Source organism: Chryseobacterium candidae (assembly GCF_004916905.1).
GTDB classification, from domain to species: domain Bacteria; phylum Bacteroidota; class Bacteroidia; order Flavobacteriales; family Weeksellaceae; genus Chryseobacterium; species Chryseobacterium candidae.
Genome location: NZ_SDLV01000015.1, coordinates 160847 through 186352 on the forward strand (window position 1 = coordinate 160847; position 25506 = coordinate 186352).

The window sequence follows — 25506 nt, forward strand, 5'->3', positions numbered from 1 at the left end:
TTCTATATATTTGCCAACCTAATTAAAACTAATAACATAATCATGAAGAAATTATTATTTCTATTCTTATCCCTTACCCTGGTATCATGTGGTTCAGACGGCGGCAGAGATGATGAAAACGGTACAACCAACAATGTCAATGCTTCTCCAAAAGTGGTAACCGGTAAACCTGCTTTCAGCAATGCACAGTTCAAATTTGCAGGAACAGTAACCTCTTCCGGATCCGGGTATTCAAGACGTGGATTCTGCTGGGCAAAGAATATTAATCCTACCATCAGCAATTCCAAAATGATTGAAGAGTATACTAATACTACAGGAGATTATCAGCTTATGGCAACTTACAGTACTGATTTTGAAAAATCAACTACTTATTATGTAAGAGCATATGTTGCAGCTAATAATGGTGATATTATTTATGGAGATAACGTAACATTCGTTACGCCTGCAAAGATGGATATTGCATTCAAAATGGCTAAAGCAATATATACTACTTCAGCCACTTTAAGCACGGACGATATTACGGTCAATTATCTTGAAGCGTTCTCTCCTGATGAAAAAGGATTCTGCTACAGAACGAGTGCCGGAGTGAATATCTCAAACGGTCAAATCATCAAAATATCAAATCCTAATAATTATTCAGCGTACGAGCTGGAAGCTACGGCCTTACTTCCGAACACTACATATTATGTAAGATCTTATGTAAAAGAAGGTGCACAGGTATATTATTCGGACGAAAAAACATTTAAAACAGCAGGTGCCATTGGTGCTTCAGGAGGATATGTTTTTTATGATAAGGGAGAGTTTACGGACGGCTGGAGATATCTGGAAGCTGCTCCTGCCAACCTTACTTATAATGGTTCTGATAAGATCAAATGGGGATGTACATTTAATATCATAAACCAGACTCAGGCTGTAATGGGATCAGGACCTGCTAATACCACAAGAATTATTTCCCAATGTTCGGATGCCAACTGCGCGGCCAGACTATGTGCCAATTATACTGTAAATGGCGTTGGTAGCTGGTTTTTACCTTCTGAAGAAGAATTAATGGCATTCTATAAAAGTGCCAAGAATGTTTACAATATTGCATCCAACCCATGGAATGATGTATCTCAAAAGTATTATTGGAGTTCTACCGAAATACCGGGTGGTAACTCAGCAAGAATTCTGGACGGATATGCTGGTTATATGTGGGAATACAACAAAGATTACAACATGGTAAGGGTAAGACCTTTCAGAAGATTCTAAAATATGAGTTAGTCTCACAAATAAATGATGTGGTTGAGAATCTCCTGTATGAAACCCTTTCTCTGAAAGGAAGTCGAGAAAAATCATAAAAAAAGTCCGTTTTCACTAGTTGTGAGACGGACTCTTTATTGTAATGAGAATATAAAATGATTTTAAACATTCACCTTTTTAACAGAAAATAGTCCGTCATTCCAATTAATAATCACTTTTCTCCCGTAATCAATCTGAATACTGAACATATTCTCTAACGGAAACTGAAGCACAGCCTGAAGGATCAGACGAATAACTCCGGCATGAGTAATGAGGAGCACTTTCTCCCTGTTTTTTTTCCGAATCAATTCATTCCAGAAGTTGAGGACCCGGTTTTGCATTTCGAGAAGATTTTCTCCTCCGGAAGCGTTTACACGGATAAAATCCTTGTACCAGGGATTGATTTCCTCTTCAGGAATATCTGTCCATTTCTTCAATTCCCAGCTTCCAAAATTCATTTCACGAAGCCTTTCATCTGTTTGATAATCGAATTTAAAATAATCAGCTAAAAGACTGCATCGCTCAGAAGGACTTGAAATAATTACATCATAATGATCATCAATATCCACCGATTTAAAATCATGGATACACTCTTTACGTAAAGGCATTTCAGCAAAACCATAACATCGGTTTTCCGGATTTTCTACAGCTGTATGCCGGATTACATGAATTTCCATACGATGATTGTTCCTAAATAAAATAAAACTTCACAAACCTGCTGTACTGAACCCAGACAGTCGCCGGTATAACCTCCGATATGCCTTTTAAAATACCAGCCCATATATATTTTTCCTAAATAAGCCAGAGCAAAAGCAAAAATCAAGTGCCAGTCCGGAATGAGGTAAAAAGCAATTAAAACACTGATGAAACCAACTATTAAAGCCGTTTTATCCAATGGTTTATTGGCCAAAGGTTTCGACTTGCTGACATCAATATCAGTGACATATTGATGGGTATAAATCATCGTTCCCGATATAAACCTGCTTGTGGTATGAGCTAAAATAACAATCAGTAAAACGCCTATTGGATCACTCATTCCCAAAGCCTGAATACTGTAAAATTTTAAAGCAAAAAGCAGAATAATCCCTATCGTACCATACGCTCCTACCCGGCTGTCCTTCATAATCGTCAGAATTTTTTCTTTCCCGTATCCGCCTCCGAAGCTGTCGCACATATCCGTAAAGCCGTCTTCATGAAACGCTCCTGTCAACAGAACACTTGAAATCATCATGACAACAATTCCTATTTCAAGATTAAAAAGCAACGTGGAAAGATAAAGAATCACAGCATTGATCAATCCAACCAATAATCCGACCCAGGCAAAATATTTCTGAGATTTATTCATGATTTCACCCGAATACGGAATGGTAAACGGAACCGGAATTCTTGTGAAAAACATGAGTGCGGTTGCAAAATAGATCAGTTCGTTTTTTATAGCTTTCATTTAGTTTTTATTTGATACATCTGCATCTTCAAAGCTGGACATTTCATTCAGGAAATTAACCGCACTCTGAATAATCGGATAGGCCAATGCACAACCTGTTCCTTCTCCCAGGCGCAGATTCAGATTGAGGACAGCCTGCTCTCTCATCAGTTCCAGCAGCTGAGGATGGGCATTTTCATTGCTTACATGGCAGAAGATACAGTTATTCAAAACTTCGGGGTTCTTTTTCCATACGGTGGCTAGAGCGACAGTGGCGATAAAACCGTCTACCATAATCAGCATATTGTGATGGTACGCTTCTTCTATTGCACCAATCATTTGGGCAATTTCTAACCCTCCAAAAGTTTGGGCTATCTCATCCTCAGTCATTTCAGCCGGATATTTTTCAATAGCTTCTTTCAAGATACTGATCTTATTGTCCAGCTGATGATCATTCAGTCCCGTCCCTCGTCCTATACAATTGGTGATATGAATATCAAACAGCTTACTCATCATTAAAGAAGCAGCGGAAGTATTCCCGATTCCCATTTCTCCAAAACCAATGATATTGCAGCCTTTTTTAGCAATATCAGCAACCACAGACTTTCCATTTTTAAGAGCCTGATGGTATTCTTCAGAAGTCATCGCTGGTTCTTCAAGGATGTTACGGCTGGATTTTCTTACTTTTTTGTCTGCCAGATTCAGTCCTTCCGGAAAATCGAAATTGACTCCGGCATCTACAATTTTTATGCTGATACCATTCTGTCTGCAAAAAACATTGATGGCAGCACCTCCGCCAAGGAAATTCATGACCATCTGATAGGTGACTTCCTGTGGATAGGCACTTACCCCCGCTTTGGCAATCCCGTGGTCGGCTGCAAAAACTACCATATGGGGATTCAACAATTGTGGTGAAGTAGTTTTCTGAACCATTCCGATTTTATGGGCAATATGTTCAAGATGCCCTAATGCGCCTAACGGTTTTGTTTTAAAATCAATTTTATGCTGTAATTCTGATGATAACATGGATGTTTATAGTGATGTTAAATGGAAAAGTACAATATTAGTGAAATAGAGAGGATTTTGTATGATTTGTCTGGAGTTTTTATAAGCGGGAAGCCAGAAGCTGGGAGCTGGAAGTTAAATATCCCACAATTTCAAACTCTCTGACCTTATAACTCTCAAACACTCTCACTCTCCTACTCTCAAACTCAAAACCCGGACCTCGCAACAAAAAAACAACGTAAGAACATTGCGCACTTCACTCTTTACTTTGCATCATCAATCAATACCAATGACACCAAAAATACTTGAAAAAATAAGAGAAGTGGAAGCTGCAAAGGGCGTAGAAGTCCTTCTGGCCGTAGAATCAGGGAGCAGAGCATGGGGTTTTGCATCTCCTGACAGTGATTATGATATCCGTTTTATCTACCGTCACGACAAAGACTGGTATCTTTCTCCGTGGGATAAAGATGAAACGATAGAATTTATGACAGAAGATGACCTGGACGGGTCCGGCTGGGATCTGAGAAAGACCTTTCATCTCTTGTTAAAGTCGAATGCAGCTTTGCTGAGCTGGTTTTATTCTCCTATCGTTTATAAAGCGGATGAAAAGTTTGTAGAACTGTTCAAACCTTTGGCAGATGCCTGTTTTTCTCCGGTTGCGGTTTCTTACCATTATCTGAGCATGAGCAGGAAATATCTGGAAGCCTGCAGAAGTGATGAAGTAAAATTAAAAAGCTACTTTTATTGCTTACGAACCACATTAACAGGAAAATGGATCATAGAAAAAGGAACGGTTCCTCCTGTGTTATTCAGTGATCTGCTTGTTTTAACCGATGATGAAACCAAACGGAAAATAGAAGAACTTATCGCTTTAAAAGCCACCAAAGGAGAATCTTATTACCACCCGAACGATTGGGAACTCTTTAATTTTCTGGAGAAAACAATCGCTGAGAATGAGGGAAAATCGAAAGGTTTATCTGGAGGAAAGGCGGATAAAGGTGAGATGGAGAGGGTTTTCAGAAAAATACTAAATTTATAACAATGAAACTAATAGTAGAAACACTTATACAGGAAACTTTACAAAAAGAGAAAAAAAATCTTTTTTCTTTTCTTACCGGCGCCGGAATTTCCTCGGAAAGCGGACTTCCTACTTACAGAGGAAATGACGGCATATGGATAAAAGGGACAAAATATCATCAACCGGAAGAATTCGGAACATTCCGGTATTTCAGTCAGAATCAGGAAGAAGTATGGCAGTACAATCTTTTCTGGAAAAAACTGATTGAAGAAGCTCAGCCCAACACCGGACATTTTGCTATTGCAGAAATAGAAAAAATACTGAAGAACCAGTTTCAACTCATTACTCAAAACGTAGACGGGCTGCATCACAGAGCAGGAAGCCAGAAAATTTTCGAAATCCATGGAAACAAACAAAGCGTTCGGTGCAGTTCCGGATGTAACGGTGTTCTTCCTATGCCTTCAGAATTAAAGTCTAAAGAGCTTACGGAAGATCTTACGGAAAAAGATCTGGACCTCTTGCGTTGTCAGGATTGTGGAGACTGGCTTCGTCCCAACACTTTATGGTTTGATGAATCGTATAACGAAAAACTTTATTTTCTAAACTCTACGCTAAGGGCTGCAAAAAAGACAGGAATTCTTTTTATAATCGGAACTTCAGGAGCTACTACATTACCTCAAATCATCGCAGAGAAGGTTTTGCAATATGGTGGTTACCTGGTAGAAATTAACACTGAAGAAAACAGCTATTTTTTTGAACGTTTTTCAAGAACAAAAAAATATATGCTGATCAGAGAAAAAGCTAGTGATGGACTAATCAAGATCAAGGAAATGATAGAAAAATATACATAACAGTACTTGTATGAAAAATATAATCGCACTTTCTCCTATGTATACGGAGGATAGCAATAATCTGAAAAAAGCATCGCTCAATTCATCCTACGAGTTGAGCCGCTTTAATGCAAAATGGAATGTTCCCGAAGAATTCCGGGCAGAGGTAATTGCGGTGTATGGTGAAGATATTTATGCCGAAATTGTGGCGGAACAATGTCATTTAACCTTAACTAAACCCGATGACAACTGGCTTTCAAAAGTTTCGGAGGAATTTACCAAAAGGAAAATTTCTTACGGAAAGCTGAAAGATTTTGTGCATGAAGAAAATATCTTCATCAAATGTTCGGATTTTAAGAGCTTTAAAGCCGGAGTTGTAGATAAAGTCACGAATATCAAAGGCTTTGACACGCTGGATTTGGAAAGCATGGTTTTCACTTCCGATGTTGTGGAATGGGAACTTGAAGTAAGATGTTTTGTATTAAATCATCAAATAATAACCCATTCTTCCTATTGGCGAAACAATGCTTTCGACACCAATCCGCTTTCTGAAAATGAGCAGAAAGATTTGTTTGAGTTTTTTGACAGGTTTATTACACAATATGCCGAAACACTTCCCAAAGCAATCGTTCTGGATTTCGGGATCATCAAAGGAAAAGGATGGGCTTTAATTGAAGCGAATCCAGCCTGGTGTTCCGGGTTGTACGCGTGTGATGCGGAAAAGGCTTTGGAGGTGATTGTGGAAAGCTGTATAAAAAATTAGGATTATTTTCAAGTAATTCTAAGATTAAAACTAAATAAAAAAATATGTCAAAATACTTTAAATTTGAAAATAAGTCAGATTATATATATTATCTATCTGAAATTATTATAGATACTATTCAAAAAAAAGAACGTCTTGAATTTTATTTTAATGAAATCATCACACTTTTAGAATCTAATCCGAATGCAAAACTAATAAATTCAATATTATATGAAAGCATTAGTGATAAAACTATAAGACCTTTACAATATTTATCTAATTTAATTGGGGATGAAAGTAAAAAAGCTGTTTCTTACAGAAAGTTTAGAAAAATATTATTTAAGAATAGAAATAATTTAAATATTAAAATTGACAATTTATCAAATGAAGAAGAGAAATTATTAGGAGAATTTAATCAACTTAGAAATTGGGGATTACATATACCTGAATCCATTTTTATTCAAAAAAAATTATTTTTTAATATGGATGAAAATTATATTTTAGAAAATAAATCACAAATAATTATACCAAAGTATTATAACTTCGAAATTAAATTCCTTCAAGAATATAAAGAAGAACTCAGTAACTTTTTATCTTCAACAGAAATTATACTTTCAAGAATGAAAAAAGACTACGAGCAACTTATTGGAGAAAAATTTGAGTTTGTTTTTGAAGATAATATTTATAAACCATATAAGATAATGGATATAGCTCAAAACTCCTGGGATATTCAGAATGGGAAAAAAAATTAAATGCTTTTAAATGACCATCCAACACCTAAAAAACCAAAACCTCCTCTTATTCGAAGCCATTTCCGGAAGCCGGGCTTTTGGGCTGGCGACGGAGAATTCTGATACGGATATCCGTGGAGTGTATTATCTGCCAAAGGAAGATTTCTTTGGACTGAATTACATTCCGCAGATTTCCAATGAAACGAACGACATTACCTATTATGAAATCGGGAGGTTTGTAGAACTGCTTCAGAAAAACAATCCTAATATTCTGGAAATTCTGGCGAGTCCGGAAGATTGTATTCAATATAAACATCCGCTGATGGATCTGCTGAAAACTGAAGATTTCCTGTCAAAACTCTGTAAAGATACTTTTGCGGGCTATGCTGTTTCCCAGATTAAAAAGGCGAAAGGTCTCAACAAAAAGATCTTAAATCCTATTGATAAAGAGAAAAAATCTATTTTAGATTTCTGTTTTATTCTGGATGGACAGGGTTCTGTACCATTGAAAAAATGGCTGCATGAATTCCCTTCCTCTGGAGAACGGGGTGGTTTATCACAGGAAAAATGTGGATTGGTAAATATTGACCATACAAAAGGAATGTATTCGTTATTTTATGATGAATCTGGAACGTTGGGCTATAAAGGAATCATTCAAAATGAACAAGCGAACCAGGTTTCCGTATCATCCATTCCTAAAGATGAAAAACCTGTTGCTTATCTGTTTTGCAACCTTGATGCCTACTCTGTGTACTGTAAAGATTACAGGGAATATTGGAAATGGGTAGCTGAGCGCAATGAAGACCGTTACAATGTCAATCAGAACCATGGACGGAATTACGACAGCAAGAATATGATGCACACCATCCGTTTATTACAGTCCTGTGAACAGATTTTTAAAACCAACTCTTTGAATATCCGTGTTGATAACCGTGATGAACTGTTAGACATCAAAGCGGGAAACCAGTCTTACGAAAGCGTCATGCAAAAGGCAGAAAACCTGATACAGTCTATAGAAAATCATTATTCCATTTCCAGGCTACCCAACGCTCCGGATCTGGAAAAAACAACAAAAGCCTTAATTCAGATAAGGAAAAAACTGTATCATAATAATGAATTATGAGTGGCAGGATTGATGAATTTCAACACTTCCACTGTCAAAAAAAGCAAAAATCCCTCAAATTGAGGGATTTTTTATGTTTAAGAATGAATCTTATTTAAGCTTCGTTGGAAGGCGTTTGGTTTTCCACTGGCTTTTCGCTTTGCGGCTTTTCACCTTGTGGCTTCTGCCCTTCAGGTCTTCTTTGTCCCTCTGGTCTGCCCTGTCCTTCCGGTCTTCTCTGCCCTTCAGGTCTGCCTTGTCCTTCCGGTCTTGGAGGTCTTGGTAAAAGAACTTTACGGGAAAGTTTCATTTTCTTACGGTCGTCGTAACCCATGAACTTCACTTCCACTTCATCACCTTCTGCATAAGGAACTTTGTCTAAACGAGCCCATTCAATTTCAGAAATGTGAAGAAGTCCTTCTGTTCCTTTAGCAATGGCTACAAATGCACCAAAGTCCATTACTTTCACTACTTTACCTTTATAAATTTCTCCTACAACAGGTACGAAAGTAATTTCATTGATCTTGGCAATGGCAGCGTTGATTTTTTCTCTGTCTGTACCAGAAATTTCGATACGTCCGATTTCCCCTACTTCTTCAATAGCAATCACTGTATCCGTATCTTTCTGCATCTGCTGAATGATTTTTCCACCAGGTCCGATTACAGCACCGATGAAGTCTTTTGGAATCTCCATTACCACCATTTTCGGAGCGTGAGGCTTCACGTCTGCTCTTGGCTGAGAAATAGTTTCAGTGATTTTGTTCAGGATGTGTAATCTTCCGTCTTTAGCCTGCATCAAAGCTTTCTCCATGATATCCATAGAAAGTCCCTGGATTTTGATATCCATCTGACAAGCGGTGATACCGTCTGCAGTACCTGTTACTTTGAAGTCCATATCTCCCAGGTGATCTTCATCTCCCAAGATATCAGAAAGTACGGTAAATTTCCCTGATTTTGTATCCGTGATCAGACCCATTGCAATCCCTGAAACAGGTTTTGTAATCTGAACCCCTGCATCCATCAATGCCAGTGTACCTGCACAAACTGTTGCCATTGAAGAAGAACCGTTAGATTCTAAGATATCGGAAACAATTCTGATTGTATATGGGTTTTCTGCCGGAATTACTGCAGTTAAAGCTCTTTGAGCTAAGTTTCCGTGTCCTACTTCTCTTCTTGAAGTACCTCTTAAAGGTCTTGCTTCACCTGTAGAGAACGGAGGGAAATTATAGTGTAAGAAGAATCTTTCGTCGTGCTGCGTGATTACGCTGTCGATCATGTTGGCATCTTTTACAGAACCCAGAGTTACTGCTGTTAAAGACTGAGTTTCTCCTCTTGTAAAGATCGCAGAGCCGTGAGCTCCCGGAAGGTAATCAATTTCTGACCAGATTGGACGGATCGTCTGAGGATCACGACCATCAAGACGGATATTGTCTTCAAGGATCATCTGACGCATTGCTTCTTTCTCTACGTCGTGGTAATATACTTTAACGAAAGGTGTTACTCTTGCCAGTTCTTCTTCATTCTCAGCATATTGTGCTAAAAACTCTTCAAGAACAGCTTTGAATTTTTCTCCTCTTTCTTCTTTATTAGATGGAGTTTTTGCTACTTCGTACACTTTGTCGTAACATTCTTTCCATACTTTTTCACGAATTTCTTCATCGTGATCTTCGTGGCTGTATTCTCTTTTAGGGAAAGATTTTCCCACTTTTTCAGCTAATCTCTCCTGAGCTTCAATCTGTTTTCTGATCTCAGCGTGAGCGAAGTTGATGGCTTCAAGCATTTCCTGCTCAGAGATCTCCTTCATTTCTCCTTCTACCATTACGATGGAGTCTTTAGTAGCTCCAACCATAATGTCAATATCTGATTTTAATAAATTTTCATAGCTTGGGTTCACGGCCAGTTCTCCATCAATTCTTACGACTCTTGCTTCAGACATTGGTCCGTTGAAAGGAATATCTGTAATTGCAATAGCTGCAGAAGCTGCTAAACCTGCCAATGCTTCAGGCATTACTTCTTTATCGTAAGAAATCAATGAAATCATTACCTGTACTTCCGCGTGGAAATCTTCAGGGAATAGAGGACGCAATACTCTGTCCACCAATCTCATTGTAAGCACTTCATCATCAGATGGTTTTGCTTCTCTACGGAAGAAATTTCCAGGAATTCTTCCACCTGCATAAAATTTTTCTCTGTAATCTACCGTTAATGGTAAAAAGTCTACACCAGGATTTGCTTCTTTGTTGGCTACAACTGTTGCTAAAAGCATAGTTCCACCACATCTCACCACTACAGATCCGTCTGCCTGCTTAGCCAGCTTTCCCGTTTCAATAGTGATTTCCCTGCCGTCTGCAAGGATAATCGTTTCTGTAAACGCTTGAGGTATACTCATAAATTTGCTTCTTTATACTCCGTATTGAGTATGATTAATATTTAAACTCTTTAAATTTTCGTTTGCAAAGGTACTATATAATAATGATATATTAAATTTTTCGATGCCTTTAATAGGCGTTTAAAATACAAAAAATTGGCTATCAATTGATGAAAGTCTGAAAATTCACATCATTAATCTGAACTTATTCACTATTTATGAAAATAAAAAAGTCTTTTTTTGAGGATAATGTATTGAAAAATCCAGTGGTTTTTGTATTATTGTCTCAAAAAATGAAAATAATACATTGATCTGAAAAAAGCATCTGTTCCATTCTAAAAACTATTAAAAATATTGCAAACCAACAGGCTGATTCCTATATTTGCCCTACTTCACCAATTACAATGCTGTAGGCTAAAAAAGTTAAGGAACTCTCCTTATCCAGATAAATAAATGTTTATGATTAATAAAGAAGTACAATCTCAAAGCAGGAATTATACGGTTCCGTTAATTACCATCACCCTGCTGTTTTTTATGTGGGGATTCATCACCTGTATGAATGACATTCTGATTCCCTATCTGAAGCAGCTGTTCAATCTTACCTTTTTCGAATCCATGCTGGTACAGTTCTGTTTTTTCGGAGCTTACTTTATCGGATCGCTGATTTATTTTATGATTTCCATTACGAAAGGAGACCCCATCAATAAATTAGGCTATAAAAAAGGAATCCTGTTCGGAATTTTTCTGGCAGCATTTGGCTGCGTTCTGTTCTATCCGGCAGCTACATTTTCATATTACCCTCTGTTTCTGGGTGCTTTGTTTATTTTAGGATTGGGCTTTACGGTATTACAAATTACAGCTAATGCCTATGTTTCACTGTTGGGAAGTGAAGAATCTGCATCCAGCAGGCTGAATATGACCCAGGCATTCAATGCCTTCGGAACAACTATTGCCCCGGTACTTGGAGGCCACCTTATTTTTGAATTTTTCTCTTCTCCGGACGGATCATTCAGTGCGGTAGCTACAAGAATTCCCTATCTTATTTTTGCTGGGATCCTCTTACTGGTTGCTTTATTGATTTCCAGAGTAAAGCTTCCTTCCTTTCAAATGGGTGAAGAAGAAGTGGTAAAAGGCTGGGGAGCACTTGAATTCAGTCATCTGAAATTCGGAGTATTTGCTATGTTCTGTTATGTAGGCGGAGAAGTTGCCGTAGGAAGTTTTATTATCAGTTTCCTGGAGCAACCGCAGATTATGGGTTTTAATGAGATCATCAGTAAAAATTACCTTTCCTTATATTGGGGCGGAGCGATGATTGGCCGTTTTCTTGGAGCCATCTCTTTAAATCAATCAATAAGTCAAAGCAAAAAGGCTGTTTATATGCTGGGAGCAGCTGCAGCTGTTTTCCTTGTGATTTTCAGCATTGTCAATCTTACTTTCAGTCAGATCAGCTTTTTCATTGTGTTTATCATACTTAATTTCATTGCTTTTTTCGTGGGTAAAGCAGCTTCGGCAAGAACTTTATCCATCTTTGCAACGATCAATGTTGCGTTGTTAATTTCTGCAATGGTGAATCATGGTGAACTGGCCATGTACAGTATTCTGGGAATCGGAATTTTCAATTCTATCATGTTCTCGAATATTTACACACTGGCTATTTCAGGATTGGGTAAATATACCAGCCAGGGATCTTCTTTGGTGGTAATGGCAATTCTGGGAGGTGCTATTGTTCCGATATTCCAGGGGTATCTTGCAGATCAGTTGGGGGTACAGCATTCATTCATTATCCCTGTATTCTGCTATCTGGTTATTCTGATATTCGGAGCATACTGTACCAGATATCTGGGGCATGTGGAAACTCCAGAATCCAAATCAGGGCATTAAAATTCAAATCAAATTCAAATCAAAATGTATAAGCGGAATATCTCAAAGGTATTCCGCTTTCTTTTTTCCCATCTTACCATGTAACTTTTTATCAGAAAAAAGAACTTATCTTATAAACTGACACCATTATTATGAAAATACAGTTAAAGCTTGAATACGCAGCATTTCTACTATCAGGAATCTATGCTTTTGCCCAAACAGGATACTCCTGGTGGTGGTTTGCAGGGCTATTTCTTGCTCCGGACATTTCCATGCTAGGATACACAATTAATACTAAAGCAGGTGCTTTTTGCTATAATATCTTCCATCATTTAGGAGTAGCCATTATCGTTTATCTTGCCGGAACAGCTTTGTCTCTTCCCTATTTGCAGGTGATTGGCTCTATTTTGTTTTCTCACTCTGCGTTTGACAGAATTCTGGGTTACGGCTTGAAGTATCCGGATAGTTTTCAGAATACTCATTTGGGAAAGATTGGAAAGAAGGCTGAATAGTGATGTTGTAATCATCTTCAGTATTTTTTTCAAGCTAATACCTACGGAATGACACAATTGGCGTATTCGTCTCTCCATACAGTTTGTCACTCCGTAAGAATCTACATACTCTTTTATTACCCCATGAGAATCAAAGACTTTAAGAAACTTAAGTCCTTTTCTCAGTCATTTAGTATTTTTTAAAAAAACATTGTGTCTTTTACGGTTAAAAATCCCTTCTTGTGTAGAAGCAAAAAAGCAACCTCTTTCGAAGTTGCTTTTTTATTTTGAAAATCTTTATAGATTATTTTCTTAAACCTAGTTCAGCAATAATTGCTCTATATCTTGCGATATCTTTGTTTTTAAGGTAATCTAATAAACTTTTTCTCTTACCTACCAATTTCACTAGAGATCTCTCTGTGTTGAAATCGTGACGGTTAGCCTTTAGGTGTTGAGATAAGTGATTGATTCTGAAAGTGAAAAGAGCGATTTGTCCTTCAGCACTTCCTGTGTCCTGTGCAGATTTTCCGTGCTTTGCGAAAATTTCCTGCTTTTTGTCTGTTGTTAAGTACATTCCAATATTGTTTAATGATTATTATGTAACGGGTGCAAAATTACGACTATTTTTTGATTCTGCAAACATTATTGATTTCATATATCAAATTTGATAGAAAAAAATGTTAAAAATTTCTTAATAAATTGTATGCAATCCAACGAAAAGGCAGTAATTTTGCATTCGAATTACAAATGAAAAAAATTATATTCTTTACAGCGGTTACTACTTTTTTATTCATCGGATTTACTTCGGTAAAAGCCCAGAAGAATACTGATGATAAAATAAAAAAAGTTCTTTACTTCAATCCCGAGGTAGAACCTGATATCGACGAAATAAAAGACCCTACCAACAATGCTTTCTTTGATGCTGTTACCGATAATTTCAGTAACAGAAGAAATAAAATGCTCCGTGCAGAAGTACAGGTTCCCTTCGACAGCATAGACCAACAGACCATCGTGGATTACTGTCTCAACAATGATGCAGATTTTGCTATTGTTTCTAAAGTGAGATATTTCAAAGTAGGATTTGGCAAGTATGTTTTCTCCAATCAGGTGGTTGTGAGTATGAAACTTTTTGGTGCTGACGGAACACTTGTTACCGAAACCGACCATGATACCTACCGGAAAAATATGCGTCTGCTGGGTTCTACCGTTAATTCCGTCAAAATAGGAACCGAAGGAGCTATAAAAGGAATTATTAAGAAACTGAGAAAGCTGAAACCGACGGAAGCAGAGCTTTAGGGTTTAAAATTCCGGGGTTAAGGCTGGAATATTAAGAATTTTATCGTCAATAGTCAATTTTGCTTTGCTAGTCAATTGTGAATATTATTTCTTTTTTTAATAAGCTGTACGAGAAAAATTCATCATTCATAATTTTTTACGAACTGTTTCCCGTGTCCTGAATTCTAAATATTTTCATGTTAAATAAAGTGCTTATTCATACTTACGGATGGATGCTTTTTATTAAAAAAAACACTATAAAAAACTGATTAACAATTAAATATTTTCACAAAACAAGGATTTATTAAATATTTTTTACTACTTTAGACAGACATTAAATCCAAAATCTTATGAAAAATCTAAAGAAACTCAGCAGAGAAGCCACCAAACAAATTAACGGAGGATCCGGACCTTTCAGATGCAGCGAAACAAGACCTTGCTACATAGGCTTCTGCTGCAGAGGAGCATGTATGGAATATGCCTGTATAGAAGACTAGAAAACATTTTATATCTTATTACGATAAAAGATGCAAATCTAAAAACCTGAACAGGCTGGAACAGAAAAACATTAAAGGAAGTGGAATAAAAAAGTGTGGTGACCATTCAGATTGCGAACCCTACTAATGCTGTCTGCATATACATTCCCACCTCACAATCCGAACCAATGTAGAGAATATTGGAATTTAAAATTTAATTTTTACACATCCGTTTCGGCGGGTGTTTTTTTTGCCCATATAATGAAGCTATCAACTTTAATTAATCCTTAATTTTGTCAGTTTATTACTCAGTCTTAAAAATTTGAATTATTTTTGCATATCCAAAAATTTCACGTTTTGAATTCTAGAGACGAACTTATCTTTAACCCTGCCGATATTGCCGAAACTCTCAGCGAACTTCCTGCTGACGAGAGGCTGCTCGCGTTCCTGAAGGTTCCGAAAGAATACAAAGCAGAAGTTTTCTCACATCTTGATCCTGATTTTCAGGAAGATACCATCAGAAGTATCGGAAGCGATGAAGTTTCCGAAATCCTGAATGCAATGACTCCGGATGACAGAACTGCTCTTTTCGAGGATTTCCCGGATGAGCTGATTAAGTACTCCATCAACCATCTTAACCCTCAGGAAAGAAGGATTGCGTTAAAACTTCTTGGATACAATTCGGATTCTATTGCCCGTCTGATGACTCCGTATTATATCCAGATCCGTAAGGAATGGACGGTAAAAAGATGTCTTCAGCAGATTAAAAAGGTAGGAAAAAGGGTGGAAACCATGAACTACCTGTACGTGGTAGACGAAAGAAACCGCCTGATTGATGACCTTGCCATAGGAACATTACTGCTGGAAGAGGAAGACACTTTGGTTTCTGATATCACAGACAATCATTTCGTAGCTATTACCACCACTACTTCCAAAGAGGATGCGGTAACCTATTTCGAAAAATATGACCGTGGTGCGCTTCCCATTATTACGGAAGCTGGTGTTCTGGTAGGAATTGTAACAATAGATGACATTCTGGATCAAATTGAACAGCAGAACACGGAAGACATCCAGAAATTTGGGGGATTGGAAGCATTGGACCTTCCCTACACCCAGACTTCATGGACAGAAATGATCAAGAAAAGAGCCACCTGGCTGATCATTTTATTTGTTTCTGAAATGCTGACTGCTTCTGCAATGGGATATTTTGACAAGGAAATTGAAAAAGCGGTTGTTCTTGCTCTATTTGTTCCATTGATCATTTCCAGTGGCGGAAATTCCGGATCACAGGCTGCTACTTTGATTATCCGAGCGATGGCTCTTCAGGAAATCAGTCTGAAAGATTGGTGGTATGTAATGAAAAAAGAAATTATCTCCGGATTATGTCTTGGAGCAATTTTAGGAGTTATCGGATTTGTCAGAATTATGCTTTGGCAGCAGATAGGCCTGTTTGATTACGGACAGTATTGGGTATACGTAGGGTTAAGTGTTTCTGTTTCCCTGATTGCCATTGTATTGTGGGGAACATTATCAGGTTCCATGATCCCGTTTGTCTTAAAGAAATTGAATCTTGACCCTGCTACTTCATCTGCTCCTTTTGTAGCAACGCTGGTGGATGTTACAGGGCTTATTATCTATTTTACCGTAGCCGGACTTTTCTTAACCGGAAAACTTTTGTAATTTTAGGCATCATCTAACATGCCAATATGAAAATCGTTTCACTTGTACCTTCTATTACTGAGGCTTTATTTGACCTTGGACTGACCGAAAATGAAGTGGTAGGAAGAACAAAATTCTGTATTCATCCTCAGGATAAAATAAAAAATGTACCCATAATCGGCGGAACAAAAAATATTAATATTGAAAAGATTAAAGTATTACAGCCGGATCTTATTCTTGCCAATAAGGAAGAAAATGTAAAAGATCAGGTGGAAGTTCTGATGGATGATTATAAAGTAATGGTCACTAATATCGACACTATTGAGGACAATTATTATTTGCTTAAGAATCTCGGAAAGCTCTTCGGAAAGGAAGACAGAGCACAGCTGTTTAATCTTAAAATCTATGATGTTCTGAATCAGGCCAAACTGGATATTCCAGTAAAAGCTGCTTATCTTATCTGGAAGAACCCTTATATGACCATTGGTTCGGATACCTTTATTCATAGGATCTTAACTGAAATTGGTTTTGAAAATATTTTTAAAAACCAGACCCGTTATCCTCAAATCACTACTGAAGATCTTGCAGATGCCGATGTCATTATGCTTTCGTCTGAACCATTTCCGTTTAAAGAAAAGCATATTGAGGAACTAAAGGCTTTTTATCCTGATAAAAAAATCATAATAGTGGATGGTGAAGCTTTTTCCTGGTATGGGACGCACATTGCGAAATGTGAAGAATATTTCAGGGAATTGGTTTCTCAATTTGCTTATACAAAATAATGCCTTGCTTTATGGGCAAGACATTAGTATGGTTATCTGATCGTTTAAACTAAAATTTTCTGCTGGAAGTTATTATATTCAGAATAAAAGGCTTGTTATTGATATTTATTTTTGACTGCTGATATACCTTGATGACTTTCATGGATTTTTCATTTTCCTTTACTATATCCACTTCATATCTTTGATTTTCGGGAGTGAAAACTACTGGCTCACTTTGAATTTCCATATTCATTTTTGAAAAATAAGGTTTCAGCCCATCTAAAGAAAGCTCATTTGTTTCAATAGGAATTGCTTTTTCTTCAAATTTTTTTACCAATTCATCCGAAACATTTCCTGCAATGCGCATCGATTTGATTAAAATTTTATTTTCAGAAATCTGTTCTATGTCTATTGTATTGATCGTTTCATCCACAATTAATTGATCAATAGCAGGTTCTTCGTTAGCTTTCTGAACTTTTCTACAAAATAAACCATCTTTATGGCAAAAAGGCCATATATTCTTCCAGCCCCATCTCACAGACATCTGTACCGAACCTCCTTCTGTGATACGAGTTCTTTTTTCTATCCCCAGATTTTGGGTTTTAATCTTTTGTGCATTTCCATATATAAGAAATAAACAAAGTAAAAGAGTTAACATTTTTTTCATGACGTTATATTTTTATTAGTTAGTACAACGAAGTTCTAATAAAATAATAGATTAAAGCCATGAAAAAACCCCTTATAAAATAGGGGTTTTAACGGTTTTTACAAATATTTTATCTACAAAACATTTAGCTTTTTATATAATTTTTGCAATTTCATTGCATAGCCATTCCAGTAATTCACGGTCTTCCTGCGTGAAAGGATCTATGGTATGAGAATCAATATCGATCTGGCCAATATTTTTTCCATCTTTAAAAATAGGAACTACAATCTCTGCTTTCGTATCGATAGAACAGCTTAAGTAGTTACTTTCTTCATGTACGTCAGGAACTACAAATGTTTCGTTGGAAACTGCAACCTGACCACAGATTCCTTTACCGTAAGGAATGATTGTATGATCGGTAGGTGCTCCTACATAAGGACCTAAAATCAATTCATCCTTATCTCCGTTTTTGAAATAGAAACCCGTCCAGTTGAAGTAAGGAATTTCCTGATCCAAAAGGTGGCAGACTTTTTCAAGTTTTTCTTCTGTATTATGTTTAGGACTTTCGAGAATTGAGGAAAGTCTTTTTTTTAATTCTGACATTGTATTTATATTTTAAGAGAATTGTTTTAGGGAAAGTTCTTCTTTATACCCGAACATTCCACGCTCTTTAATCATTTCTGCTACGCCTTCCGGAACCTGGGTTTCCCAGCCTTTCACACAACATGCAATTTTTCTCAATATTTCTCTGGAATAAATTTCCAGAAACTCAGGATTATAATTGGTAATATCTACGATACGGTTGTTGTGTTTGAAGTACTTATATAATTCTTTCAGATTTTCTTCCACTTTCAGGTTGGAAGAATCTAATAACTGATGAGTTTCCGGATCTTTGTAAGGATACAGATATACTCTCATTCCATTTCTGAAGAACTTCCCGAATGCTTCAAGAATTCCTCCCGAAAGATTTTTATAATATTTTTCATCGAATACCATCAGCATATTATTTACCCCCATTGCTACTCCGATGTCACCACTTGTATAAGAGGCAAAATAATCAATCAGTCTGTAATATTCAGAGAAGTTTGAAATAATAACAGTATACCCCAGCTTTGCAAGAATATCTACTCTATCCAGGAAATCTCTCTCATCAATGTCTCCGTCTGCTCTCAGATTGGAAATGGTAATTTCGATAAGAACTTCTGTTTCTTCATGGGTGCAGGTAGCATCTTTGAAGAACATATCCATACCATTTTTAAGCATATCAATGTTTACCTTGGTCACCGGTCTGAAACTTCCTCTTACCGCGAAAATATTTTTCTTGTATAAAACATCTGCCGGAAGCATGTTGCTCCCTTGAGAATTGAAGATCACGGCATCGGTCATTCCGTTCTTTACCAGCTGAAGAGACATCAGTCTGTTGTCAACATACGCAAAAGCTGGTCCGCTGAAGTCGATCATATCAATCTCCAGGTTATCTTTTGCAATATCATCGTAAAGAGATTCTACCAAAGTTCTTGGATTGTCAAAATAATGAAAAGCTCCAAAAATAAGATTTACTCCCAGATTCCCTAAAGTTTCCTGCTGAAGAGTAGCATCATTTTCTTTGAATTTTACATGGATAACGATTTCATTGTAATCTTCATTTTCTTTGGTCTGAAAACGGATTCCCACCCAGCCGTGGCCTTTTACCGTTTTGTCAAAATTGATGGTAGTTACCGTGTTGGCATAAGAAAAGAATTTTCTATCCGGATTATTATCTCTTGAGATTCTCTCTTCAATCAAAGCTACTTCATATCGAAGCATTTTGCGAAGCCTGTTCTGGGTAACGTACCTGTTTTTTACTTCCTTTCCGTAGATGGCATCACTAAAATCTTTGTCATAAGCAGACATTGCCTTAGCAATCGTACCGGAAGCTCCCCCTGCTCTAAAAAAGTGGCGAACAGTCTCCTGCCCTGCTCCAATTTCTGCGAAAGTACCATAAATAGTAGGATCTAGATTAATTGTTAATGCTTTTTGTTTAGGAGTTAGTTTCTGATACATTAGGACATGAAATTTTTTGTAAATTTACCAAAATTAAACCAACCTCAAAACAAAATGAAGTTGAAATTTTTAGGAACCGGTACTTCTCAAGGTGTACCTGTTATAGGCTGCACATGCGAAGTGTGTACTTCAGAAAATCCCAAAGACAAACGTTTACGCTCTTCCGTGATAATCACTACGGAGGAAAATAAAAAAATACTGATAGACTGCGGTCCGGACTTCAGGCAGCAAATGCTTGCCAACCATGAACATAACGTAGACATTGCGCTGATTACCCATGAACATAATGACCATGTGATTGGGCTGGATGATATGCGGCCACTGATTTTTAAAAGTGGAAAAGATGTTCCGTTATACTGCTATTCAAGAGTGGCTCAAGAAATAAAAAACAGGTTTCCTTACGCTTTTGCAGATGTAAAATATCCCGGTGCGCCCGCTTTTGAGCTTCATGAAATAGAAAACAAACCTTTTCAGGTACTGGAGACAGAAATTACTCCTGTGGAAGTCATTCATTATAAGATTACTGTTTTTGGGTATAAGTTTAAAAAGCTGGCCTACATTACGGATGCAGGTTACATTTCTGAAACAGAGAAGGAAAAACTGAAGGATCTGGACATTCTGATCTTAAACTGCATCAGAAAATTTGATCCTCATCCTGCCCATTTTATTCTTCCCGATGTTATTAAACTGTTTGAAGAATTAAAACCTAAAAAATTATTTTTAACCCACATAAGCCACCATTTAGGGCTGCATGATATTGAAGATAAGGAGCTTCCAGCCGGTATACATCTTGCCTACGATGGTTTGGAACTTAATTTTTAAAATATTTTCTTCAAAAAGCTTTTGAACATTGAAAAAAGTTCCTATATTTGCACACCAATTTGAAACAAACGTCATGTTTGTAATCAACATCAAGCCCAGGTGGCGGAATTGGTAGACGCGCTGGTCTCAAACACCAGTTCTTAGGAGTACCGGTTCGATCCCGGTCCTGGGTACAAAAAACCTCTGAAATCATTTGATTTTCAGAGGTTTTTATTTTTTAGGGTGGTCAAAAGGGTGGCTCAATATTTTATATAAATAATTTTCTTATTTTTTCATACCTTTTTTTAAATCCTTTGAAATATGAGCTGTTAATTCATTTATTACTATATGTATAAAATCTTTTGTTTTTTCAGGAATTAAATAAGTTATATTTTTTTTGTTTTCATCCAAAAGCCTAAATCCAAATACATCTGTATCTAAGACACTACTTCGGGTTCCTTCAGCAACCTCTTTGCTTATCATAAAGCTAGAATATGCCTTTTTGTAAGCCTCATTAATATTTTCAGCTCTGAATTCTTCTGTTTTTGTATTAAAATCATTTCCTAAAATTTCATTTTTCTGATTCTGATCGATTTCTACGTAATACTTTTTCTTAAATATCTTATCACAAGACAGTAAGCAAAATAAAACATATATAAAGAGTAATTTTTTCATGGTATAAAATTTAATTAATTAAAGAACAGGCCTTCAGCAAAATCATTTCTCCAATAGATTCTGGAACAGCGGGTTCAGGGACATAACTTCCTCTATCTGAAGAAATCAATTTACCTTCTGAATTATATTTTGTAGATGAAGTTATTTCAATGGTTTTCTCTCGACAATTTACTTCTAGCTTCTGCATAGTAATGGCTCCTTTTTTATTGATACTGCCTTTTTTTGTTTTTACAATTTTATCAACTTCTACAATTTTAACCCAGAACAAAATATTTTGTGAATAATCTTTTTTCACTATATCTTTAACATAATAGGAAGCATTGTCAGAATCTTTGCCAGCATATTCCCAATCCTGCTGTGCAAAGCTGAGAAAAGGATATAAAAGAAAGATAAATAATAAATTTTTCATGGTTTTAAGTTTTTTATTATTTTAAATTATATATAACATCTTGAGGCAATGGTTTAGAAAGACTCTTATTTACAACTTTCTCTCTCATCACAGATTTTTTATTAAAATGTCTGGAAATATTTTGAGATAATTCTGTAAAGTTATCAGATCCATCTGCTTTTTGATGGTAAAAAATTTTAATTGACTTACAATTATTGTGCTCAAATAAAGTATTTAGTAATGTTCTATCTGAAAGACCACATGAATGACCCATAATGTAAATTTGGTAAGCATCATTCTCTACCCAATCTAATAAATTTCTATAATTAGAGTTATTAAAATACATAAATGATTTTATGTTTTGTAAAAAATCATTATCTCCTGTATTTTCTAAGACCTTATAGTGGTGATCCATTTCATCCCCAAATCCAAAATTAATAGGATTTGAACTATCTTTAATTTTTCCATGAATTTGAATATGTATAGAATTTCCAAAACTAACCCGATTTTTTCTGCTTAAAACATTTATATAGTTTTGAATATTTGACGTGTAATTGAAATCTAAAAATATGTTACTGTAATGTACAGTTGAAGTTACTCTAAAATGATTGTCAAATTGAATTAAACTTTTTTTAAAATCCGGAGGAAATTCCAAAAAGAAATCATTATCTTCATTAAAACCTAATTTTTTAAATTTATATTCAAAAAGATCAATAATGGAATCAAAATTACTGTAGTCTTTTTTAAAATTATATTTTGATTCAACTTCAGTATAAAGGTAATGCTCCAGCAATTGTTTAATTTCTCTAAGATCATTATTTAGCTGTTTAACGTCTTTTATTGCCCTGTATTTATGATCCCTATTAACAATTGAAATTAAAACATCGTAGTAAATTTTCTCAATATCTACCCAATTTTCAACATTATTTACAGTGATTAATTCAAATAATTTGTTCCTAAATTCAAAAATGGCATATTCTTCATTATCGTTATATCCATTATAAAATATTTGAAATGATTTATCTCCATAATCTGAATTTTTCACTAAATAGTCAGGGGCATTGAATTGATTTTCTACCTCGTTATAAAAGTCTTTATATGAATTAAAACTTTTTGGAAAGAAAAAGTTATTATTTATATGAAATAAGCAATTAAAAAGATCATCAGTAACGGATTTATCAAAGTTTTTCCAAATCCAATTTAAAAACGAGCCATATGAAGTAGGTAATCCGTGAGCCAAATCAAAACCATTACCAATAATAATGAGTCTATTCATGTTTTAGTTTTTCCAAATATATAAAAAAGCTGTAAGACATTTTTACGGTTTCTAGTAAAGCAAAAATCCCACTTTCTGGCGGGATTCATTTTCAAATAGTTCCTTTTAATTCGTTATCAAAATTTTCAACGAATAGCTTATCAACATCTGTTAATAATAGTTGTTTGACAAGATCCAGCTTAGAAACTTCAACACCATTTGCAATAGTTATCTTTAAGTTTAAATCTATAGGTACTTTTTCTAAAGCTTTGTTTATCCCTTCAATATAATATAATCCTAAATTAATTTTATGTTTGACAGCAAGAACTTTGGCTTCATGAGAATTGGTCTTTGCAAGATCTTTTATTTCCTGTACGTATTGATCCCTTATTTTGCTTTTTTCGATTCTGTAAGCATTTATAAAATCAAAAATTTGTAATTGAAAAGGTGTGAGATTCATTATATGTTATTTAGTTTATACTTTATCTAATTTTAACCCTTGTTATAGGAGTTTTTTCAATCGAAAAACAATAGTTCTTCAAAAACTCTAACGGTAATAAATGTTTATCCTTATTTTTATCTGTTATTTCGAAAAAAGGTGAAGATGTTTTAAAAATTTTCTCTAAACTTTCCTTAAATAAATTCATGTGATCTATATTACCTTCTAGTACAATTTCTTTTGCCACATGTATAATTTTTAAAGTATATTTTTCTTTAATATCGCCCATAATTTGTTTTTTTGTATAAACAAATCTAATATTTGAATGTTGATTTTTCATCCGTGTTTTTACGGAAAAGTTTGTTAAAATTTAATATAATGAAGAAGATGTTGTAAATTGGCAATAAAACATCTAAAACTAATATCATGAATTTAGATTTAACATGGACAAACTTTAATGATAATCAACACAAAATCTTAAAAGAATACTGCATACTTTTAATTGACCAGGGTTTTAACAACAATGAGATAAATGTTTTTACATTGCATAAAGAAGATAATTCGTATATGGTCATCAATATTTTAAAAGATCATATTTTCATTAATAAACAAAGATGGATAAATTCCAAATACTTAAAGGCAGACTATAACTTTATTGGGGCTCACTTAAACGTAGCGAAATCAGGAACACAATTAAAAGAAATTATTGATAACCTTATTTTATCTAAAGAAACAGATGAGGAGAAAAACATAAGATATATTGAAATTGTAAAAAATATGTTCACAATCCTAAAAAGAGATCATGGATTCGCAGACTTATATAATACTGATTGCCAAGCAAATAAAATAAGAAAATTGATAAAACATGAAGGTTATAATAAAAGTAGTTTTATTTTCAATTTTAATAAGCTAAATGCGATATTTATTTTTGAAGGAAATTCAGAGCACAAATCAAGCTATCTTCCTATCGAATCTCTTATATATAATAGCGTTGAAGAAAATATAGAAACACTTATGTCTTTCAATGGTATGGATCCTTTTACTGGAATTAATGGATTTTTTTAACTAAATAAGCAACAAACAAAATTAAAATGCTAATAATTTAAATTAATTACCATAAAACTCTATTAAATGTCATTAATAAATTTTCAATTCGGAGAATTTGAAAGTAGTTCTCCTGGCTGGTTCGGTTGGCTATCACTTTTTTCTTCAATAGCTATAACATCTTTAAGTATCTGGTTTGCATATTATTTAGGTGAAAAAACATATAAAAGAGATAAAGATGATAAAGCCTCAGAAGAGGCAAGAAATATAAAATCTGAAAATGAATTGTTTACAAACAGTCTACTAGAATTACAAAATAGTGTTCAAATACAAATTGGTTTTTTAAAAGAATATATAGAAAACAAAGATTTCAGATTAAAAATCAATCCTACACTTCAAGTTAACTTTTTGAAGTTTATTAAAGTAAAAACCTTATATAATGAAAGATCTGATCAGGAAATAAGAACTTTAAATCACCTGCTAGCTAGTTTGTATTCTAATGATACAATTTTGGAAAATTTGAGATCAGAACTAAATAACTTTATCTCAAAATATAACATTCATGAGACAAAATTCAAAAATGGTTATAGACAAATTTTGTACACAAAATTTTTTAAATTTTCTAACTTGAGAGCCGTTAACTATAGAGAAAATGCTGGAAGAATAGAATGGGCTTATAATGCTGATGATATATTCATGCAAGAATATTTTATATTAACACAAGCTGATATTGCAAATGATGACACATCAACAGCTAGTCATAATAAAATTGATGAAAATTTTTTATTACCTATAATTGAATTATCAAAGAATCATGTTCCAAGAGATGCTATTGCCATAGAGGTTCTTGATATAGCAAATGATGCACATTCCGCTTATCTAGATATGCAAGCTCTTACTCAGGCTCATTTTAATGTCATTAATAGTTATTTAACTACACTCGAAGATCTAAATGTGGAAATTCAGGAATTTTTAACGGCGTAAAAAATCTCAAGAAATAAAAAATTTTGAACAAAGAAGCAACGAATGACAAGCGTTTTGAAGAAACGAGAAGTCTGAGGAAGTGACGACTGAAAAATTTATATAATACAAAAGCTCCTAAATTAGGAGCTTTATTTAAGAGCAGTCCCTAAAAATGGTATATTCAAAATGGTAGTGTCTCACTAACTGTGTAAGTTAAAAAATTATTCTGGAAA

28 protein-coding genes and 1 tRNA gene are annotated in these 25506 nt (G+C 35.1%); 16 read left to right on the forward strand and 13 right to left on the reverse strand.

Annotated elements, in window-relative coordinates:
• Positions 1-42: 42 nt before the first annotated feature.
• Entirely contained in the window at positions 43-1248 is a 1206-nt protein-coding gene (locus tag EK417_RS08310) for a hypothetical protein (protein ID WP_076595768.1), read from the forward strand.
• A 152-nt stretch (positions 1249-1400) separates the two neighbouring features.
• Here EK417_RS08310 and EK417_RS08315 read toward each other — a convergent pair whose 3' ends face one another.
• The 3 genes from EK417_RS08315 to cobT are packed head-to-tail and all read right to left on the reverse strand — an operon-like array spanning position 1401 to position 3727.
• Positions 1401-1955, reverse strand: coding sequence for a histidine phosphatase family protein (locus EK417_RS08315; protein WP_136521882.1), 555 nt, complete (start codon positions 1953-1955; stop codon positions 1401-1403).
• Positions 1940-2722, reverse strand: a complete 783-nt coding sequence (locus tag EK417_RS08320) for an adenosylcobinamide-GDP ribazoletransferase (RefSeq protein ID WP_136521883.1) — start codon at positions 2720-2722, stop codon at positions 1940-1942. The genes EK417_RS08315 and EK417_RS08320 overlap by 16 nt, the downstream gene beginning before the upstream one ends.
• Entirely contained in the window at positions 2723-3727 is a 1005-nt protein-coding gene (gene cobT / locus EK417_RS08325) for a nicotinate-nucleotide--dimethylbenzimidazole phosphoribosyltransferase (protein WP_136521884.1), read from the reverse strand. It abuts the gene before it with no gap.
• A gap of 268 nt (positions 3728-3995) precedes the next feature.
• On the opposite strand from cobT, the gene EK417_RS08330 reads away from it, so the two are divergent.
• The 5 genes from EK417_RS08330 to EK417_RS08350 are packed head-to-tail and all read left to right on the forward strand — an operon-like array spanning position 3996 to position 8150.
• Positions 3996-4745 carry a nucleotidyltransferase domain-containing protein gene (locus tag EK417_RS08330; RefSeq protein WP_136521885.1) on the forward strand — a complete coding sequence of 250 codons (750 nt, stop codon included), beginning with the start codon at positions 3996-3998 and terminating at the stop codon, positions 4743-4745.
• Positions 4746-4747: 2 nt separating this feature from the next.
• Complete coding sequence (locus EK417_RS08335; RefSeq protein ID WP_136521886.1) at positions 4748-5575, forward strand: SIR2 family NAD-dependent protein deacylase; 828 nt, start codon at positions 4748-4750, stop codon at positions 5573-5575.
• 10 nt (positions 5576-5585) lie between these two features.
• On the forward strand, positions 5586-6317 hold the full coding sequence (locus tag EK417_RS08340) for an ATP-grasp domain-containing protein (protein ID WP_136521887.1): 732 nt from the start codon (positions 5586-5588) through the stop codon (positions 6315-6317).
• 44 nt (positions 6318-6361) lie between these two features.
• A complete protein-coding gene (locus tag EK417_RS08345; RefSeq protein ID WP_136521888.1) occupies positions 6362-7048 on the forward strand; it encodes a hypothetical protein in 687 nt (228 codons plus the stop codon).
• Between the two features lie 10 nt (positions 7049-7058).
• On the forward strand, positions 7059-8150 hold the full coding sequence (locus EK417_RS08350; protein WP_136521889.1) for a nucleotidyltransferase domain-containing protein: 1092 nt from the start codon (positions 7059-7061) through the stop codon (positions 8148-8150).
• Between the two features lie 94 nt (positions 8151-8244).
• On the opposite strand, the gene EK417_RS08355 is transcribed toward EK417_RS08350, so the two are convergent.
• Positions 8245-10518, reverse strand: coding sequence for a polyribonucleotide nucleotidyltransferase (locus tag EK417_RS08355; RefSeq protein WP_110367531.1), 2274 nt, complete (start codon positions 10516-10518; stop codon positions 8245-8247).
• A 438-nt stretch (positions 10519-10956) separates the two neighbouring features.
• Between EK417_RS08355 and EK417_RS08360 the strand changes: the two genes are divergently transcribed.
• Positions 10957-12378, forward strand: a complete 1422-nt coding sequence (locus EK417_RS08360; protein WP_136521890.1) for a sugar MFS transporter — start codon at positions 10957-10959, stop codon at positions 12376-12378.
• A 131-nt stretch (positions 12379-12509) separates the two neighbouring features.
• Positions 12510-12869, forward strand: a complete 360-nt coding sequence (locus tag EK417_RS08365; protein WP_136521891.1) for a DUF4260 domain-containing protein — start codon at positions 12510-12512, stop codon at positions 12867-12869.
• 283 nt (positions 12870-13152) lie between these two features.
• Here EK417_RS08365 and rpsO read toward each other — a convergent pair whose 3' ends face one another.
• The gene (rpsO, locus tag EK417_RS08370; RefSeq protein WP_034692246.1) at positions 13153-13422 is read right to left on the reverse strand and encodes a 30S ribosomal protein S15; all 270 of its coding nucleotides are present in this window, start codon (positions 13420-13422) and stop codon (positions 13153-13155) included.
• A gap of 173 nt (positions 13423-13595) precedes the next feature.
• Between rpsO and EK417_RS08375 the strand changes: the two genes are divergently transcribed.
• From EK417_RS08375 to EK417_RS08385, 4 genes are all read left to right on the forward strand, one after another.
• Positions 13596-14144, forward strand: coding sequence for a pyruvate decarboxylase (locus EK417_RS08375; protein WP_110367528.1), 549 nt, complete (start codon positions 13596-13598; stop codon positions 14142-14144).
• A gap of 329 nt (positions 14145-14473) precedes the next feature.
• A complete protein-coding gene (locus tag EK417_RS21030) occupies positions 14474-14620 on the forward strand; it encodes a bacteriocin-like protein (protein WP_168801953.1) in 147 nt (48 codons plus the stop codon).
• Positions 14621-14956: 336 nt separating this feature from the next.
• Positions 14957-16279, forward strand: a complete 1323-nt coding sequence (gene mgtE / locus EK417_RS08380) for a magnesium transporter (protein WP_076597501.1) — start codon at positions 14957-14959, stop codon at positions 16277-16279.
• Positions 16280-16305: 26 nt separating this feature from the next.
• The gene (locus tag EK417_RS08385) at positions 16306-17040 is read left to right on the forward strand and encodes an ABC transporter substrate-binding protein (RefSeq protein ID WP_076597500.1); all 735 of its coding nucleotides are present in this window, start codon (positions 16306-16308) and stop codon (positions 17038-17040) included.
• 49 nt (positions 17041-17089) lie between these two features.
• Here the strand turns inward: EK417_RS08385 and EK417_RS08390 are convergent, their stop codons facing one another.
• The 3 genes from EK417_RS08390 to EK417_RS08400 form a co-directional block, all read right to left on the reverse strand.
• Positions 17090-17686 carry a hypothetical protein gene (locus EK417_RS08390; protein WP_136521892.1) on the reverse strand — a complete coding sequence of 199 codons (597 nt, stop codon included), beginning with the start codon at positions 17684-17686 and terminating at the stop codon, positions 17090-17092.
• Between the two features lie 132 nt (positions 17687-17818).
• Entirely contained in the window at positions 17819-18268 is a 450-nt protein-coding gene (locus EK417_RS08395) for an XrtF-associated fRMsr-like GAF protein (protein WP_076597498.1), read from the reverse strand.
• A 12-nt stretch (positions 18269-18280) separates the two neighbouring features.
• Positions 18281-19708: a hypothetical protein gene (locus EK417_RS08400; protein ID WP_047432722.1), complete on the reverse strand. Its 1428-nt coding sequence runs from the start codon at positions 19706-19708 to the stop codon at positions 18281-18283.
• 54 nt (positions 19709-19762) lie between these two features.
• On the opposite strand from EK417_RS08400, the gene EK417_RS08405 reads away from it, so the two are divergent.
• Both EK417_RS08405 and EK417_RS08410 read left to right on the forward strand, forming a co-directional pair.
• Positions 19763-20530, forward strand: coding sequence for an MBL fold metallo-hydrolase (locus EK417_RS08405; protein WP_076597509.1), 768 nt, complete (start codon positions 19763-19765; stop codon positions 20528-20530).
• Between the two features lie 93 nt (positions 20531-20623).
• A tRNA-Leu gene (locus EK417_RS08410) sits at positions 20624-20703 on the forward strand.
• 91 nt (positions 20704-20794) lie between these two features.
• Here the strand turns inward: EK417_RS08410 and EK417_RS08415 are convergent.
• From EK417_RS08415 to EK417_RS08435, 5 genes are all read right to left on the reverse strand, one after another.
• Complete coding sequence (locus EK417_RS08415; protein WP_136521893.1) at positions 20795-21184, reverse strand: hypothetical protein; 390 nt, start codon at positions 21182-21184, stop codon at positions 20795-20797.
• Between the two features lie 10 nt (positions 21185-21194).
• Complete coding sequence (locus EK417_RS08420) at positions 21195-21593, reverse strand: surface-adhesin E family protein (protein ID WP_136521894.1); 399 nt, start codon at positions 21591-21593, stop codon at positions 21195-21197.
• 16 nt (positions 21594-21609) lie between these two features.
• Positions 21610-22848, reverse strand: a complete 1239-nt coding sequence (locus EK417_RS08425; protein ID WP_136521895.1) for an AbiH family protein — start codon at positions 22846-22848, stop codon at positions 21610-21612.
• A 91-nt stretch (positions 22849-22939) separates the two neighbouring features.
• The gene (locus EK417_RS08430) at positions 22940-23287 is read right to left on the reverse strand and encodes a hypothetical protein (protein WP_136521896.1); all 348 of its coding nucleotides are present in this window, start codon (positions 23285-23287) and stop codon (positions 22940-22942) included.
• 22 nt (positions 23288-23309) lie between these two features.
• Complete coding sequence (locus tag EK417_RS08435; protein ID WP_136521897.1) at positions 23310-23606, reverse strand: hypothetical protein; 297 nt, start codon at positions 23604-23606, stop codon at positions 23310-23312.
• Positions 23607-23692: 86 nt separating this feature from the next.
• Between EK417_RS08435 and EK417_RS08440 the strand changes: the two genes are divergently transcribed.
• Both EK417_RS08440 and EK417_RS08445 read left to right on the forward strand, forming a co-directional pair.
• Complete coding sequence (locus tag EK417_RS08440) at positions 23693-24331, forward strand: hypothetical protein (RefSeq protein WP_136521898.1); 639 nt, start codon at positions 23693-23695, stop codon at positions 24329-24331.
• A gap of 66 nt (positions 24332-24397) precedes the next feature.
• Entirely contained in the window at positions 24398-25294 is an 897-nt protein-coding gene (locus tag EK417_RS08445) for a hypothetical protein (RefSeq protein ID WP_136521899.1), read from the forward strand.
• Positions 25295-25506: the final 212 nt, after the last annotated feature.

Excerpts from the sequence above, each read along its gene's own strand:
- EK417_RS08340 (WP_136521887.1), top strand. The coding sequence starts at position 5,586 with ATGAAAAATATAATCGCACTTTCTCCTATGTATACGGAGGATAGCAAT.
- EK417_RS08360 (WP_136521890.1), top strand. The coding sequence starts at position 10,957 with ATGATTAATAAAGAAGTACAATCTCAAAGCAGGAATTATACGGTTCCG.
- rpsO (WP_034692246.1), bottom strand. The coding sequence starts at position 13,422 with ATGTACTTAACAACAGACAAAAAGCAGGAAATTTTCGCAAAGCACGGA.
- EK417_RS08395 (WP_076597498.1), bottom strand. The coding sequence starts at position 18,268 with ATGTCAGAATTAAAAAAAAGACTTTCCTCAATTCTCGAAAGTCCTAAA.
- EK417_RS08330 (WP_136521885.1), top strand. The coding sequence starts at position 3,996 with ATGACACCAAAAATACTTGAAAAAATAAGAGAAGTGGAAGCTGCAAAG.
- EK417_RS08375 (WP_110367528.1), top strand. The coding sequence starts at position 13,596 with ATGAAAAAAATTATATTCTTTACAGCGGTTACTACTTTTTTATTCATC.
- EK417_RS08425 (WP_136521895.1), bottom strand. The coding sequence starts at position 22,848 with ATGAATAGACTCATTATTATTGGTAATGGTTTTGATTTGGCTCACGGA.
- EK417_RS08430 (WP_136521896.1), bottom strand. The coding sequence starts at position 23,287 with ATGAATCTCACACCTTTTCAATTACAAATTTTTGATTTTATAAATGCT.
- EK417_RS08390 (WP_136521892.1), bottom strand. The coding sequence starts at position 17,686 with ATGAAAAAAATGTTAACTCTTTTACTTTGTTTATTTCTTATATATGGA.
- EK417_RS08420 (WP_136521894.1), bottom strand. The coding sequence starts at position 21,593 with ATGAAAAATTTATTATTTATCTTTCTTTTATATCCTTTTCTCAGCTTT.
- EK417_RS08355 (WP_110367531.1), bottom strand. The coding sequence starts at position 10,518 with ATGAGTATACCTCAAGCGTTTACAGAAACGATTATCCTTGCAGACGGC.
- EK417_RS08385 (WP_076597500.1), top strand. The coding sequence starts at position 16,306 with ATGAAAATCGTTTCACTTGTACCTTCTATTACTGAGGCTTTATTTGAC.
- EK417_RS08440 (WP_136521898.1), top strand. The coding sequence starts at position 23,693 with ATGAATTTAGATTTAACATGGACAAACTTTAATGATAATCAACACAAA.
- EK417_RS08350 (WP_136521889.1), top strand. The coding sequence starts at position 7,059 with ATGACCATCCAACACCTAAAAAACCAAAACCTCCTCTTATTCGAAGCC.
- EK417_RS08435 (WP_136521897.1), bottom strand. The coding sequence starts at position 23,606 with ATGAAAAATCAACATTCAAATATTAGATTTGTTTATACAAAAAAACAA.
- EK417_RS08310 (WP_076595768.1), top strand. The coding sequence starts at position 43 with ATGAAGAAATTATTATTTCTATTCTTATCCCTTACCCTGGTATCATGT.
- EK417_RS08365 (WP_136521891.1), top strand. The coding sequence starts at position 12,510 with ATGAAAATACAGTTAAAGCTTGAATACGCAGCATTTCTACTATCAGGA.
- EK417_RS08335 (WP_136521886.1), top strand. The coding sequence starts at position 4,748 with ATGAAACTAATAGTAGAAACACTTATACAGGAAACTTTACAAAAAGAG.
- cobT (WP_136521884.1), bottom strand. The coding sequence starts at position 3,727 with ATGTTATCATCAGAATTACAGCATAAAATTGATTTTAAAACAAAACCG.
- EK417_RS08415 (WP_136521893.1), bottom strand. The coding sequence starts at position 21,184 with ATGAAAAAATTACTCTTTATATATGTTTTATTTTGCTTACTGTCTTGT.
- EK417_RS08400 (WP_047432722.1), bottom strand. The coding sequence starts at position 19,708 with ATGTATCAGAAACTAACTCCTAAACAAAAAGCATTAACAATTAATCTA.
- EK417_RS08345 (WP_136521888.1), top strand. The coding sequence starts at position 6,362 with ATGTCAAAATACTTTAAATTTGAAAATAAGTCAGATTATATATATTAT.
- EK417_RS08405 (WP_076597509.1), top strand. The coding sequence starts at position 19,763 with ATGAAGTTGAAATTTTTAGGAACCGGTACTTCTCAAGGTGTACCTGTT.
- EK417_RS08320 (WP_136521883.1), bottom strand. The coding sequence starts at position 2,722 with ATGAAAGCTATAAAAAACGAACTGATCTATTTTGCAACCGCACTCATG.
- EK417_RS08315 (WP_136521882.1), bottom strand. The coding sequence starts at position 1,955 with ATGGAAATTCATGTAATCCGGCATACAGCTGTAGAAAATCCGGAAAAC.
- EK417_RS21030 (WP_168801953.1), top strand. The coding sequence starts at position 14,474 with ATGAAAAATCTAAAGAAACTCAGCAGAGAAGCCACCAAACAAATTAAC.
- EK417_RS08445 (WP_136521899.1), top strand. The coding sequence starts at position 24,398 with ATGTCATTAATAAATTTTCAATTCGGAGAATTTGAAAGTAGTTCTCCT.